The sequence below is a fragment of the Neisseria sp. CCUG17229 genome (genome assembly GCF_047839235.1).
Lineage (GTDB): Bacteria > Pseudomonadota > Gammaproteobacteria > Burkholderiales > Neisseriaceae > Neisseria > Neisseria brasiliensis.
The window spans coordinates 1383437-1396589 of record NZ_CP181247.1 but is presented as its reverse complement, the minus strand read 5'-3'; the positions used below and the strand labels follow the sequence as shown (position 1 = coordinate 1396589).

The window sequence follows — 13153 nt, the reverse complement described above, 5'->3', positions numbered from 1 at the left end:
GACGGCCTTAAAAGCGTACCTGTGTGTGTAATTGGCGTCGGTAAACCCATATCGCCGCCAATAGCATAATGGCGGAAAATCCGGCCAAAAGTTGCAGGTAAAGCGTGATGCCGTCTATGCCGGTGCGGTTGAGCAGCAATTCTTGAAAAGCTTTCAAGCCCCACGACATCGGCGAGAGCCACGTCAGCTGCTGCATGGTTTCGGGCATGACGTGTGCCGGCACCATAATCCCACCGACAGCCGCCATCAGGATAATGCCGCCGCCACCCAATACCACGGCGTGTTCGGTCGATTTGGCACACACGCTGACCAACAAGGCATAGCCCAGCGCGGCAGCCGATACGGCGGCGGAAAGCGCGGCATAAGGCCACAAGTTACCGTTGAGCACCAGCGCGGGCACGCCGATTTCCGGCAACAGGTAACGGACGAGCAGCAGCATACCGGCAAACTGCAATTGGTTGATGATGAAATAAGGCACCAGCTTGGCGGCAATCAGCAGCGAAGCATAGGCGCGCGCCAAACGCAGTCGGGTGATGGTGTTGGTTTGGCGTTCCAAAGCCATCACGTTGGAAAGCGGTATCATGATGAAAAACATGCCGAAAATCAGCCAAGCGGGTACGCTGTGCTGCACGGCGTTGGGTTTGGCCACGGCACCGCCGCCCGCGCTGAGGTAGTGTTCAGCCAGCATGGGCTGCTGCAAAAAGGTGCTGACGGCATCGAATTGCTCGGCGTTTTTGTCGTCAACTTTTTTCTGAATGTCGTTGCGCACGGATTTAGGCAGTCGTTTGTTGCTGATTTTGATGCCTTCGTTATCGTCAAAATAAGCATTCAGGCGCGCCTCGGTGTAATGCTTCTGCAACACGCCTTTTACCGCGGCCAACCATGAAGGTTCAGTATCAGGTGGCACATAAACAGCCAGTGTTTTGCTTTCGGCCAAGGGTTCGGACACGGTATTCGGATTGTGCAACACCAATTGGAAACGCTGATTGTGCAAGCCTTGTTGTGCTTCGGTCAGCTGTTCAGACGGCATGGTTTCGACCAGCATGTTTTCTTGTTGCAAAGCCTTTGCCAGCGCGGTGTTGACCGCATCGTCGGCGACACCCACCAGCGCAATGCGGCTGCCGGTGTGTGGGTCGGCATCGTGCGAAAGTGCCAGCGACATAATCAGCATAAACGCAATCGGCATGACAAACAGCACCGCCAAGCCGTGCAAATCGCGGCTGAGCAGTTTCCATTCTTTGATAAGCGAGGCCAGAATCATGCGGCTTCCTTACGCAAAAAATCGAGATAAAAGGTTTCCAGCGTGCCGTGGCCTTGCTGGAAATAGCGGATTGTCGCGCCGCTTTGCTGCAAGGCGGCGTAAACGCTTGAGGCCGTCTGAAAAGTTTCCATCATGCCGTTTGCGTCAACCGGTTTGGCTTCGAGTGCGGCCAATACTTCAGACGGCAACACAGGCTCGGTAATGAAGCGCACCGATGCGGTTTGGCTGTTGAGCAGCTCGTTTAAGCCGCCGCTGTACACCAATATTCCTTGTTGCAACAAAGCGATTTGGCTGCACAATTGTTCGATTTCGCTCAAATAATGCGAGGTGTACACCACGGTAACGCCTTGGTGGGTCAATTGAGCCACGCTGTCGAGAATGAAACGGCGAGACTGCGGATCGATGCCGACGGTGATTTCATCGAGAAATACCAATTCCGGCGCATTAATCAGGCCGATAGCGAAATTCAGCCGCCGCTTTAAGCCGCCGGATAAATGCTTGGCGGCTTTGTGTTTGTGTGCGGTCAAATCGGTTTGCACTAATAAATCGTTCAGACGGCCTTGATCGCGCATTTTGTATAAGGAAGCGAAAAACACTAAATTGTCCCACACCGACAATTGCGGATAAAAGGCAAAATCCTGCGGCACCAACCCGATTTTTTGGCGTTCGGCGCGGCTCAGTTTCGCCATTGGTTTGCCGTGAAACAAAATTCCACCCTGTTGCACTTCCTGCAAACCCGCCAGCAGCGACATCAGTGTGGTTTTGCCCGCGCCGTTGTGGCCGAGCAGACCGACGCATGTGCCTTGGCGGATGTCTAAAGAGACATTGTCCAGCGCAGGTGCAGCGGCTTTGGGGTAGTGGTGGGTGAGGGATTGGATTTGAATCATGGCATGTTCAGGTTTGGGTTTCAGACGGCCTGATGGGTAGAAAAGGCCGTTTGAAAAAAATGATTGGGTTGGTTTACAAGGCTTTCAAACTCTTCCACAAGGCTTCTTCTTTGTCGGCAATGTCGCGCAAAAATGCGGCGATTTCCGAGCAGCCGTGTTCAGACGGCTTTTTGCATTGTTTCACGCACAGGCTGGCGAATTGGCGCCAGTCGTCGCCGATGCCAGTAAGCTGTTGTGAGGCCGTCTGAAAGCGTGGTTCGGCGCAAATTTCGGCGGCTTGTTCAAGAAAATAGGCGTAAATATAACGGAAGCCTGCGCCGCCGGTGCCGATTTCTTCCTGCATGCGCACGATGTGGCCGAGAAAGAGTTTTTGGTATTTGGTGGATTGCTTGGCGGGTAGCGTTTCGATTTTTTTGGCCACGGTGCGTATGCCTTTGACGCCGACAAAGAATACGGGTGCCAACATTTGCTTGGCGTTTTTGCGGATGGCGCGGCGTATGGCTTGGGGCAGCAGGGCGTTGACGTCTTGTGGATTGCGGTTGGTTTCCAAAGTATACATCAAGCCTTTGGCGGCCAATGCACCTTTGGCAAAACGCGCGCGCTGCAAGTCTTCCGCGGCGCAACGTTGCACGGTTTCCAAAACGGGGTCGCTGATGAGGTAGTCGTTGCCTTCTTTGCCGTAAACCAAAAGATTGTGCGCATTGAAATGAAAACGCATATAGGGCGGGAAATACGGCAGCCAAAAAACGGAAGTCTGCAAACCGGCCAGTTTGCCTTCGGCAAGTGCCTTATCCAGTGCGGCTTGTCCGGCGGCGTCATCGTTGAATTTTTGAAAAGTCAGGTTTAAACCTAAGGTTTTGCAGGTATTTTTGATGATGCTGCGCGGCATGATGCGGTAGGAAATCAGCGGCATGCCACCCAGCTTGATGAGCGGCATATAGACGAAGGTCAAACCTGCCGACAAGCCGAAAATCATGGCTTCGTTGAGCGTGTGGCCGTGGTGTTGCAGCAGGGTGGACATCACGCCGCTTTCGCAATGGGCGGTATGCTGATGGGGAAATTCGGTCATAGCGGTTTATTCTCAACAGGCCGTCTGAACACGTTTTCGGGCGATGAATGATGTTTCAGACGGCCTCAATGCTTTTCAATGCCGCTACGCTGATTTGCAGCGCATCGGCATATTTTTGCAGGGTTTTGCCGGAAAGTCGGGCAAATACTTGCGGCTTTAAATGACGGCGCAGCTGCCATTGCCATACACCGGCGGCCATCGCCAAGCTGGCTTCGTCGTGACGATAGCGCAGCATGTGGAAATACAGAGGCGAGGTATTGCCCGCTAACACGGCCAATCTTGCCGCTTCGGTTTGCGCGTCGAGCTCGGCCACGGCCATTTCGGTGGCGTAGGATTCATCCTGCCAGCCGGTGCTGGTGGCGGCCTGATAATGCCCGCCGCGTGTGCCATAGACGATTTTTTTCAAGCCGTTATACGATTTGCTGTCGTCTTGCGGGATGTCGTCAATATCCATTTCAGGCGGCCTTTACTGCTTCCAAGAGCATGAAACAAGTGGAAAAACGCCCGCTTTCCGGCACATAACACAACACCAAATCGCCGTTGTCGAGTTCGTGCGTGCGCATAAATTCTTCCAAGATAATGTAAATCGAAGCGGAGCCGGTGTTGCCTTTATTCGGCAGGTTGGTGAACCATTTTTCCTGCGGAATGGAAAAGCCGATGTTGTCGAGCCCTGCGGATAATTTGTCACGGAAAAAGCCGGAAGAATAGTGTGGCAGAAACCATTTAATCTCTTCCGCTTTCAGGTTGTGTTTGTCGGCGATGTGCGAAAGCGGTTTTTCCACCGTATAGCGCACGATGTTTTCATTCAAAAGCTTCACATCCTGCTTCACGGCCATCACACTTTTGTCGCGGCGTTCTTCTTCGCTGAAATCTTTCCAGCTCGTGAACACGCCGTCTGAAAATTCGGCACCGGCATACATGCAGGGCGGCATTTCGTGGGCGTATGACAACAATTCAATCCAGCGGATTTTGAAGCTCAGGCCGTCTGGATTGGGTTGGTCGGCCAGATAAACCGCGCCGGCACCATCCGACAGCATCCAGCGCAGAAAGTCTTTTTCAAAACTGATTTCAGGGCGCGCATCGGCCAGATTTTTGGCATCGATTTCACTTTGGAACATGTCGCCGCGCATCACAGCAGAAGCCGCTTCCGAAGCGGCAGCTACCGCTCCTTGCTGTTCGCCCGTGCGCACGGCGTTGTAAGCGTGTTTCAAAGCCGCCATGCCTGCCGCACACACGCCCGAAGCGCTGAATACTTCGCACGCGCCCAATTCGGGCAAAAGGCCGTGTACCATCACGGCGTGGCCGGGCATGGTTTGGTCGGGGTAGGACGTGGCGCAAGCCAAGCTGCCGATGTTTTCGGGTAAAACGCCTTGTTGCAGCAGGATTTTAATGGCTTCGGCCGCCAGCTGCGCGCTGTTGTGTGTCGGCAAACCGGTGGCCGGATCAACCGCATAATGGCGCGACTGAATGGCATTGGAGCGCAAAATCATGTTTTTCACGCGCGAAGGAATGCCGCCCGCTTTGCCCAATACGTTTTCCATGTCGGCGTTGGACACAGGCTCGTTGGGTAAAAAGGCGGCAACGCGGTTGAGGTAAACAGATTGCAAGGTGTCTGAATTCATATCGGATTAAGGTTTTTTACAGGCCGTCTGAATTTCAGACGGCCTTGAATACAAAATAGGTAAGATAGTCATTGAAAATAGAAATAAGACAAGGCGACAGCGACCGCCGTGTACAAGTGGTACATAAGGGAGCTGGCAACGCAGTATGATTTTTATTTTAAACGACTATAATTTTATTCGCCTGAAGGCTGGCTGTAATACTGCTTTTGTTGCACCAACCAAGGGCGCAATACTGGGCGCAACAGCATTTTTACCAGCGCGCTTAATGGCACAACGGTCAGAATCAACACAATCAGAAACACGATATACACCGCCAGTAACACGCACCGAAGCAAGGGCGAAATCTTACCTGCCGCTATCAGCAGCTTGCCCCAAAGAAAAAAGCTGCGTGCACCGGCTTTCTCGCTCAGGATTAATTTTTCATCGACAGCCACCGCGCCCATGTTGCGGAACAGGGTTTCATCCAAGGCCGAACCGCTTTGCAGCTTATCAGCCAGTTTTTGCCCGAATCGTGCCATATCGGCCAATTCGGCTTCGCTGATGCCCGCTGCGGGCAGATTTTTAAAATATTGGCGCTCGCCGGTCAGCAGCCAAGCGGGCGTGGTGACGAAACTGGCCGCCGTGCCGCAGGCATCGGTTTTGACAATATTGCCGATGAGCTTCGCGCCGTTGCCAGCCAGCAGTTGTTTCATTTTTTCTTGCGCGGTCAGCCACATATTGCGACAGCCAATCAGCGTGATGACCGGTTTGCCGTTGAGCAGCGCACGGGTTTGGGCTTGCTGCAAAAACGCGGTAATCGGTTGCGCGGGCGATAAAAACCATACCGTATAGGCAATCACCACCACATCATAATCGTCATGCGCCGGATTGGGTATATCAATGGGCTGCGGCTTCAGATGCACGGTTTCGGGGAAGGTATCGAAAAAACGCCAAAACGGCCACGGAAACGGAAATGCTTCGCGCGGCGCGATGTTGACAGTATCCACTTCAATGCCGGGCTGATTGTGCAAAGGCGCAATAAAATTCTGCACCAAACGGCTGAGCTGTCCGGTTTGCGAATAATGGACGACAAGGATTTTTTGGGCAGCGGACATGGCGTGTGGCGGTGGTTGCATTTCAGACGGCATTATAGACTGTATGTTAATTTTATTAAAGAAAATGCAAGATAATTACAGTGATTGTTGCGCGAAAGTATCCAAAGGCTGGTTGGTGCGGATGCGGTCAAACTGCATCACAGTGCGGTCGCCTTGTTTTTCGTGTAACTCGATTTTGCGCACCAATTGATCGCCGTTGAGCTCGATTTTATGGAAAACCTGTTTCATTATGGTGGTTTTCGGCAACAATTGCAGCGTCCATTTTTGCGCGGTGCCGGAAAGCTTCAAATCAAATTGTTTCTGCAAGCCTTGGGTGTTGCCGCCGAGTAAATCCAAGAAAAGCTGAATTTGGCGTGTTTGGCCGGATAATCTGCCGGATTGCGCGGCTGTCCATGATTTGCCGTTCCATTGCATGATGCCGTCTGATCGCACGCGCAAGGTGGTGGCGAAAGGTTTCTGCATTTGCCAAAGCAGGCCGCGCTTGGGAATTAAAACGAATTGGCCGCCGGTGGTCATTGGTTTGCTTAAGGATTTCAAGTGGCGCTGCTGGGTGAATTGGCCTTGGATGCTGCTTGGTTTTTGCAGCGTTTTGGCCAATTCTTCGGCGGAAAATGCCCACAGCAAAGGGCTGGCTAAGGTGAATACAAGAGATAAACAGAGTTTGCGGATATTCATGTTTTATGCTTTCAACAGGCCGTCTGAAATTTCAGACGGCCTTTCGGTTTCAGACGGCCTCAACAAAGCTCGGGTGGCGGCGCACGGCTTCCAACCAGCTTAGTGGGGTTTGGAATTGCAGCTCGCCGGTTTCCAAAGAGACGGCAGCTTGCGTGGTCGATGCTTTGGTGAGTTTGATGCCGCTTTGGGCATCGCTAATCACATAATCGATGCGCAGGCAGCTGTCGATTTCAACGACGGCTAAGTCCACGCGGATTTTTTGGCCGAACACGGCCGGTTTGATGTATTTGAAGTTCATCTGCACGATGGGCCAGCTGAAACCTTGCCGTCCCATTTCGTTGTAATCGTAGGCGATGCTGCTCAAAAAAGCGCAACGTGCCACTTCCAAATATTTCACATAATTGCCGTGCCAAACGATGTGCATGGGGTCGACATCGAAAAAAGGCACTTCGATTTCATGACTGTGGCGGCAGTAAACGTGTTTGCTCATCGGCGGGTGTCTTTGTTCCAAAAGTGATAGAAATTAAACCATTGCAGCGGATTGCGCGCGCATTCTTCAGCAACAACATCGGCAAATTTTTGCGCCGCATCGGCCACGGCTGCTTGACGGTTGTGGCGTTTCCAGTCGGCGGTGTCGATAAAGCGGCGCAGCTTCAGATGATAGCGGCCGTTTTGCTTGATGCAAAACAGAGTATGCACGCGGGTTTTCAATAATCCGGCCAAAAGCCACGCGCCTTGCGGCATATCGGCGGATTCGCCGAGAAAATCGACGGCGACGGTTTTTTCGCCGCGCACCGGTGTGCGGTCGGCAGCAATGGCAATCCATTCGCCTGCTTCAACCCGCTGGCTTAATTCCAGCATCAAAGCGGCATCCAAATCACTGACCTGAATCAACTGGATGCGGTCGGCACCGGCTTTTTCCAAGGCTTCGTTAAACGCTTGCGCGTGGCGGCTGTGTACCAACACATTCAATTTAAAGCCGATGTGGTGCGACACCAAAGCACGACAAACTTCGGTATTGCCCAAGTGCGAGCAGGCGAAAATCTGGCCGCGCAGGCTGCGGTCGCCAATCAGTGCGTACACATCGTCGGGGTCTTCCAAAACCAAGTCTTCATAAACGATTTTGCGCTGCCACACGGCAAAGCGGTCGCATACGGCCTCACCGAAAGCGGCAAATTGCCGGAATACCGAGCCGCGGCTCAATTTTACTGCAGGATAGGCCGTCTGAAGGCGGTGTTGGTAATAGGCGATGTTGCGGCGCGCTTGCGGCGAAGTCAGGTAAAAATAACCGACCACAAACCAAATACACGGCTTCATCAGCGCAGCCGGCAGCCAGCGCACCAAAAGCGTGGTGGCTGCTAAGAAAAAGCGGTTGCCGCGCTCGTTTTGCTTGGCCCAGTGTTGCGAATCAGCCATATTCAGACGGCCTTTCCGAGTAGGCGGCGCAAACGGCGTTGCAGCATCCCAAAAAACAAACGGGTGTGCATTTTACTGATGCGTACATTGTCCGCCCAGGCATCGAAATGCGAAATGCCGTCTGAAGCATATTGCACCGGTGTTTTAATCCATACCGTCGGTAAGCCGCGCCAATACAGGCGGATGAGAATTTCGGTGTCGAAATCCATGCGTTGGCCGACAGTTTCTTCGCGCATCACGGCCAAGGCATCGGCGAGCGGGTAAATGCGAAAGCCGCACATGCCGTCTTTGATGTCGGTTGACCAAGTGTGAATCATGTTCCAAAAGTCGGTGATTTTACGCCCGTATAAACGCGCTTTGGGCGCATCATCGCCGTATTGCGGCCAACCGCACACCACGGCTTCGGGCTGTTTTTGGGCAGCGGCGAGCAGGTTTAAGGCATCGGGCAAATGATGCTGGCCATCGGCATCCACTTGCAAAACATGGCTGTAGCCGTGTTCGGCGGCGTATTCAAAACCTGTGCGCATGGCCGCGCCTTTGCCGCCGTTTTCGGGGCGGAAAACAAGCTTGATGCCGTCTGAAACCAAACTTTGCAACACGGCTTTGCAATCATCGCCCGAACCATCATCGACTATCAACACGTCAAAACCGTCTCGGCGTAAAGTTTCGGCAACATGGCCGACGGTGGTTGGGTGGCGGTAATGCGGAATCAGCGCAAGCGTTTTCATGCGCGGCTGCCTTCTGCAAACACCAAACGCCCTGAAGCACAGGCGGCTTGGTTGTGGGTGATTTTAAATGTGAGCTTGTTTTTGTCCGCATCGTAAGCCAGTTCGACATCGATTTCGTCATGAGGGCGGATAAATTGTTGATATTTTAAGTTTTCGATGCGGATTAAATCTTGCTTACCCCATGCAAACTGCGCCGCCAAATCGCGTATCCACTGCACTTCAATCACACCCGGCACCAGCGGAAATTCGGCAAAATGGCCGCCGAAATAAGTCAAATCCAGCGGCACGCGTGCATGATAGCGTTGAACACCTTCATTTTCAGACGGCATGGTTTGCCATAAAGGCGCGGTTTGCGGCGTGGTAAAGGCCGTCTGAAAATCCGAAGCGGCAATTTTGGCTTGAGGGTTGCGCGGTAGGGCATCGGTAAAACGCCAATAGCGCGGCAGGGCTGTTTTGTCTTGGCTGGCGGCTAAGTGTTTTTTCAACGCATCGGCCACTGCCGCACGGCCTTGCTCACGCAGTGCGGTAATGCCTTGCGCGTTGAGCGCTGCCCAGACGGCAATGCGCTGGTGTTGCGGATGTTGGCCGCAATGGGCATCGGCAATCCAAGGATGCTGCAATAATTCATGTTCGATTTGGGTCAGCGACACGCGTTTGTCCTCAAATTTGATGATACGGTCTTTGCGGCCGAGTAAAACAAAGCCGTCAGGCTGCTGCTCAATCATATCGGCACTGTGCCAAACACCGTTCGTCCACGGAGATTCAACGTGCAAGCTGCCGTCTGAATCTTGGTTTAGGGTAACATTATCAAAGGCTTGCCACAACAAATTATGCTGGCGTGAGGCGATGACACCGGTTTCGGTGCTACCGTAAATTTCGTAAGGGCGCACGGCTTTTTGCGCCAACAAGGCCGCCGTATTTTCAGGCAGCGCACCACCGGCGGAAACGATGCCGATGAGCTTACCGTTTACCGCCGCCCAGTTGCGCTGTTCGCCCAAGCGGTTTAATACGGCCGGGCTGGCAATCCACACCACGTTTTCAGACGGCATACTGAAGCCCAGCAAGTCTTCGGGATACACCGCTTGCGGGCGCGCCATGGTCCAGCCCATCGTCAGCGACAGCGCAAAGCGGAAGGTGAAACCATACATATGTTGCGGCAACACGCTGCCGATAACGGTGGCACCATCCTTGCCAAACGGAACCGCAGCTGCTAAAGCCAAGGCTTCGGCTTCCATCTGCGCAGCAGTTTTGATGATGATTTGCGCTTCGCCGCTGGAGCCGGATGTCTTCAAATGTGCTTGGGCGGTAGCGGGAATGTCGGTATGCGCAGGATAAACAGGCTGATGTTCAGGCGGCCTTATTTGCTCGAAATCAACTTGCCATACCTTTAGGCCGTCTGAAAACAGGCGCTGATCATCCGAATCCGTTAACACCACATCCGCTGTTGCCACCCATGCCAGATTGTCGTCGGCCAAATTAGGCAACAACAAGGCATGGGCACCACTGTGCCACACCGCCAACAGCGCACAGGCAAACGCTGCCGCATCTTCAAACCACAAAGCCGCCGATTGTACCTTTTCCGCTTTCAGACGGCCTGACAAAGCAAAAACCGACTGATTAAAATTGGCACGGGTTAGCGGCGGATTGAGGGCGATCAGGTCGTTTTGGGGTAGGTTGGCGGATAGGATTTGGGTGAGCGGATACATAGTTTGGCTGGTGGTAATATTAAGTATAGATTAAATCTTCAAAACCATCTTACGGTAAACCCATTCGCCGCCGAGTAAACCACCCATTAATACATAAGATAAAACACCCGTATAAACCGCCCACCAGTCGTGTTTTCCTGATAGGGCAAGCAATGCGGCAGTAGCGGCGTTGAAAATAAAAAATACGCACCAAATCTGCGTAACGCAGCGGGTATAGGCCACGCCTTCGGGCGGCAGGTCGGGTTGTTGTAGTCGGGCAAGGCGTTCGATGGCGCTTTGGCCGGAGAGTAGGCTGGCTGTAAAAATGCCCAACATCAACAAGCTGACAGCAACAGGATACCAATACATGGAATCAGGCCGTCTGAACAGAATGGCGGCGGCAAAAAAAGCAGCCAGAATGACGGCAATACGGCGTTGGGCGCGGGTTTTGGCGATGGCGGCGCGTATCAACCATAAGGCGCACATGGCGGCGGCAAGCCAATAGAATGCGCCTTGCTCCCGCCCGTAATACCAAACGAACGGATAGGCAAGGCTGATGAGAAATAGCAGGGAAGTGCCGATGATTTTCATAGCGATGACTTCAGAGGGCCTATTCAATCAATCCGCTGATCGGCTTTGGTAACTAATGTATCCGAGTCAGCAGGTTTGCATAACAGGCCGTCTGAAAGCGGTTTATTCGGCTTGCAAACGCAAAACGGCTTGGACGATATCCTCTACCGTGCGCACATTGCGGAAGTCTTCCGCTTGTAATTTGCGGCCGGTTTCGCGTTTGATGTGGTCGATGAGATCGATGGCATCGATGCTGTCGATTTCCAAATCTTCATAAAGATTGGTTTCAGGCTGGATGCGTTCCGGCTCGATTTCAAACAGGGTCACCAAAGCGTTGGTCAGGAGGTCGCGTACTTCTTGTTCGGTCATGTCATCGCTCCTTAGGCTTGGCGGCTGCGCACAAAATCGGCGAGGGTTTTCACGCTGGTGAAGTATTCGCGCAGGTTGTCTTTTTCGCTGTCCAATTGCAGGCCGAATGTTTTTTGCACGGCCAAGCCCAATTCCAATGCATCAACGGAATCCAAGCCTAAGCCTTCGTCGCCGAAAAGTGCGTCTTCATCACCGATGTCGGCAGGGGTAATGTCTTCCAAGCCCAAGCTGTCGATAATCAATTCTTTGATTTGTTGTTCCAAACTCATGTCGTTTTCCTTGTGAAATAATCTTGAAGATGTTCGTTCAAACGCCTTGCGGCAATCGGTAATGGTTTCTCGGCGAGCCACTCTTGCGGATAAATGTCGTCGCCGACGGTAATCTCATAATGGATTTTTTGCGGCGGTATTTGATACCACGGCTGGCCTTTTTTGAAATTAGGCGGTGTCATTTTGATGCAGACCGGCGTAATCACTTCGGCGCTGCGCAAGCCCAACGATACCGCGCCGCGATGCATTTTGACTTGGCCGTCCCAGCCGGTACGTGTGCCTTCGGGGAAAATCAGCAGGCTTTGGCCGCTCTGGAATACTTCGGCCACGGTATCCAACATGGCTTCTGATTCTTCGTTCGGGATATAGCCTGTGGCACGGATTTGGCTGCTCATAGAGGGGTTGTTTTGCAGGTCTTTTTTGACAATGCAGTTGAGTTCAGGCGCATGGCTGATGAGCAAGACTACATCCAATAAAGAAGGGTGGTTGGCCAAAACCAATTGCCCCGGTCGGCCGAGTTTCTCTATACCGTTGAATCTCACGCTTAATATACCAGACCAAACCAAATAGCCTACAAAAAACCGCCAAATCCCAGCCACTAAACGCCGTGCCGCCAATTGGCGCGGCAAATCGCCCTGTGTACTTTTGAGCGTATAGGGCAGTAAAAGTAATTTGGTGGCCACGCCGCCGATGCCGAACAGGATAAAGCCGAATAAGGTGGCGATGAGGCGGCGGTAATAGTCAAGGCGCTGCATGGTTTTTCTGCCAATGCCAAGTATGGCGTGCATAGTGACGCTCGGTTTGTATGCCGTCTGAAAGCATAAAACGTATCCATTCCAAGCCGCTCCAATAAGATGGTTCGGCAGATAATGGTTCAGACGGCCTTTTGTCGGTATGCATACTCAAAGTGTAATCATTGCCTTGGGTAACCACCAATGCCAGTGCGTAAGCAAACGGCGCGCGTATGGCTTTGACACCATATTCCAGCGATAAAGGATCATCGGCAATCACCAGTAATACCGATTCGGCACCATCGGCCAATAGTGCGCAAGCTTCGGCCAATGCGGATTCTATGCCGTCGTCGCCAACCGCTAAGGCTGTGCTTTCGTGCATATTTTGCCGCAGCATAGACCATTGTCCGGCCAAGGCGTTGTGCACCGACAAGCCGAATGAGGTGGGCGACACGGTATCCGTTCGCATCAATTCCAGCCACAATTCAAAGTTGCGGTTGAGTTCGCCATCGTGTGAGGCAAATACCAGCGGGCTTTGCGGGTGGCGTTCGGCCAACTCCCAAGAAGCATCGCAGACTAAACGCGCTGCCAGACTTAAACGGCGGCGTTGCATGGCAGGCAGGAAGGTCAATGGCGGTTTATGCTCAGATAATCCTACAATTGAATCAGGGTCTTGCGCCCATTGCTGCCATTGTTCAGACGTGGCAATTTTATTGCTTGAAGCTTGCCAAGCGGCGATGCTAAAGCTGAACTGGCAATGAGAATGGGACATGTATA

16 protein-coding genes are annotated in these 13153 nt (G+C 52.8%); all 16 read right to left on the bottom strand.

All coding sequences use genetic code 11. The annotated features are described in order from the left end of the window. Positions 1-7 precede the first annotated feature (7 nt). The 16 genes from ACM67B_RS06735 to ACM67B_RS06660 all read right to left on the bottom strand — a co-directional run bounded on the left by ACM67B_RS06735 (position 8) and on the right by ACM67B_RS06660 (position 13148). The gene (locus tag ACM67B_RS06735; RefSeq protein WP_416188991.1) at positions 8-1261 is read right to left on the bottom strand and encodes an ABC transporter permease; all 1254 of its coding nucleotides are present in this window, start codon (positions 1259-1261) and stop codon (positions 8-10) included. Next, the gene (locus ACM67B_RS06730; protein ID WP_416188990.1) at positions 1258-2148 is read right to left on the bottom strand and encodes an ABC transporter ATP-binding protein; all 891 of its coding nucleotides are present in this window, start codon (positions 2146-2148) and stop codon (positions 1258-1260) included. Before ACM67B_RS06730 ends, ACM67B_RS06735 begins: the two co-directional genes overlap by 4 nt. Positions 2149-2221: 73 nt before the next feature. Then, the gene (locus tag ACM67B_RS06725; protein WP_416188989.1) at positions 2222-3217 is read right to left on the bottom strand and encodes a BtrH N-terminal domain-containing protein; all 996 of its coding nucleotides are present in this window, start codon (positions 3215-3217) and stop codon (positions 2222-2224) included. Positions 3218-3272: 55 nt separating this feature from the next. Continuing rightward, positions 3273-3671: a hypothetical protein gene (locus ACM67B_RS06720; RefSeq protein WP_416188988.1), complete on the bottom strand. Its 399-nt coding sequence runs from the start codon at positions 3669-3671 to the stop codon at positions 3273-3275. Position 3672: 1 nt separating this feature from the next. Beyond that, positions 3673-4839, bottom strand: coding sequence for a beta-ketoacyl-ACP synthase III (locus ACM67B_RS06715; protein WP_416188987.1), 1167 nt, complete (start codon positions 4837-4839; stop codon positions 3673-3675). Between the two features lie 173 nt (positions 4840-5012). Further along, complete coding sequence (locus tag ACM67B_RS06710; RefSeq protein WP_416188986.1) at positions 5013-5954, bottom strand: dialkylrecorsinol condensing enzyme; 942 nt, start codon at positions 5952-5954, stop codon at positions 5013-5015. A gap of 54 nt (positions 5955-6008) precedes the next feature. Beyond that, complete coding sequence (locus ACM67B_RS06705) at positions 6009-6602, bottom strand: LolA family protein (protein ID WP_416190534.1); 594 nt, start codon at positions 6600-6602, stop codon at positions 6009-6011. A gap of 55 nt (positions 6603-6657) precedes the next feature. After that, positions 6658-7098 carry an acyl-CoA thioesterase gene (locus ACM67B_RS06700; protein ID WP_416188985.1) on the bottom strand — a complete coding sequence of 147 codons (441 nt, stop codon included), beginning with the start codon at positions 7096-7098 and terminating at the stop codon, positions 6658-6660. After that, complete coding sequence (locus tag ACM67B_RS06695; protein WP_416188984.1) at positions 7095-8024, bottom strand: glycosyl transferase family 2; 930 nt, start codon at positions 8022-8024, stop codon at positions 7095-7097. The genes ACM67B_RS06700 and ACM67B_RS06695 overlap by 4 nt, the downstream gene beginning before the upstream one ends. A 2-nt stretch (positions 8025-8026) precedes the next feature. After that, positions 8027-8752 (bottom strand): glycosyltransferase family 2 protein, encoded by a 726-nt coding sequence (locus ACM67B_RS06690; RefSeq protein ID WP_416188983.1) that lies wholly within the window; start codon positions 8750-8752, stop codon positions 8027-8029. Beyond that, positions 8749-10458: an AMP-binding protein gene (locus tag ACM67B_RS06685; protein ID WP_416188982.1), complete on the bottom strand. Its 1710-nt coding sequence runs from the start codon at positions 10456-10458 to the stop codon at positions 8749-8751. The genes ACM67B_RS06690 and ACM67B_RS06685 overlap by 4 nt, the downstream gene beginning before the upstream one ends. A 30-nt stretch (positions 10459-10488) precedes the next feature. Next, a complete protein-coding gene (locus tag ACM67B_RS06680; RefSeq protein ID WP_416188981.1) occupies positions 10489-11028 on the bottom strand; it encodes a hypothetical protein in 540 nt (179 codons plus the stop codon). Between the two features lie 102 nt (positions 11029-11130). Further along, positions 11131-11376, bottom strand: a complete 246-nt coding sequence (locus tag ACM67B_RS06675) for an acyl carrier protein (RefSeq protein ID WP_416188980.1) — start codon at positions 11374-11376, stop codon at positions 11131-11133. Between the two features lie 11 nt (positions 11377-11387). Beyond that, positions 11388-11645 carry a phosphopantetheine-binding protein gene (locus ACM67B_RS06670; RefSeq protein WP_416188979.1) on the bottom strand — a complete coding sequence of 86 codons (258 nt, stop codon included), beginning with the start codon at positions 11643-11645 and terminating at the stop codon, positions 11388-11390. Then, positions 11642-12400, bottom strand: a complete 759-nt coding sequence (locus ACM67B_RS06665) for a lysophospholipid acyltransferase family protein (protein ID WP_416190533.1) — start codon at positions 12398-12400, stop codon at positions 11642-11644. Before ACM67B_RS06665 ends, ACM67B_RS06670 begins: the two co-directional genes overlap by 4 nt. Continuing rightward, on the bottom strand, positions 12387-13148 hold the full coding sequence (locus ACM67B_RS06660) for a beta-ketoacyl synthase chain length factor (RefSeq protein WP_416188978.1): 762 nt from the start codon (positions 13146-13148) through the stop codon (positions 12387-12389). Before ACM67B_RS06660 ends, ACM67B_RS06665 begins: the two co-directional genes overlap by 14 nt. Positions 13149-13153 lie beyond the last annotated feature (5 nt).

Bases quoted from the DNA above. Each gene is read 5' to 3' on its own strand.
- ACM67B_RS06735 (WP_416188991.1), bottom strand. From the start codon at position 1,261: ATGATTCTGGCCTCGCTTATCAAAGAATGGAAACTGCTCAGCCGCGAT.
- ACM67B_RS06730 (WP_416188990.1), bottom strand. From the start codon at position 2,148: ATGATTCAAATCCAATCCCTCACCCACCACTACCCCAAAGCCGCTGCA.
- ACM67B_RS06725 (WP_416188989.1), bottom strand. From the start codon at position 3,217: ATGACCGAATTTCCCCATCAGCATACCGCCCATTGCGAAAGCGGCGTG.
- ACM67B_RS06720 (WP_416188988.1), bottom strand. From the start codon at position 3,671: ATGGATATTGACGACATCCCGCAAGACGACAGCAAATCGTATAACGGC.
- ACM67B_RS06715 (WP_416188987.1), bottom strand. From the start codon at position 4,839: ATGAATTCAGACACCTTGCAATCTGTTTACCTCAACCGCGTTGCCGCC.
- ACM67B_RS06710 (WP_416188986.1), bottom strand. From the start codon at position 5,954: ATGCAACCACCGCCACACGCCATGTCCGCTGCCCAAAAAATCCTTGTC.
- ACM67B_RS06700 (WP_416188985.1), bottom strand. From the start codon at position 7,098: ATGAGCAAACACGTTTACTGCCGCCACAGTCATGAAATCGAAGTGCCT.
- ACM67B_RS06695 (WP_416188984.1), bottom strand. From the start codon at position 8,024: ATGGCTGATTCGCAACACTGGGCCAAGCAAAACGAGCGCGGCAACCGC.
- ACM67B_RS06690 (WP_416188983.1), bottom strand. From the start codon at position 8,752: ATGAAAACGCTTGCGCTGATTCCGCATTACCGCCACCCAACCACCGTC.
- ACM67B_RS06685 (WP_416188982.1), bottom strand. From the start codon at position 10,458: ATGTATCCGCTCACCCAAATCCTATCCGCCAACCTACCCCAAAACGAC.
- ACM67B_RS06680 (WP_416188981.1), bottom strand. From the start codon at position 11,028: ATGAAAATCATCGGCACTTCCCTGCTATTTCTCATCAGCCTTGCCTAT.
- ACM67B_RS06675 (WP_416188980.1), bottom strand. From the start codon at position 11,376: ATGACCGAACAAGAAGTACGCGACCTCCTGACCAACGCTTTGGTGACC.
- ACM67B_RS06670 (WP_416188979.1), bottom strand. From the start codon at position 11,645: ATGAGTTTGGAACAACAAATCAAAGAATTGATTATCGACAGCTTGGGC.
- ACM67B_RS06665 (WP_416190533.1), bottom strand. From the start codon at position 12,400: ATGCAGCGCCTTGACTATTACCGCCGCCTCATCGCCACCTTATTCGGC.
- ACM67B_RS06660 (WP_416188978.1), bottom strand. From the start codon at position 13,148: ATGTCCCATTCTCATTGCCAGTTCAGCTTTAGCATCGCCGCTTGGCAA.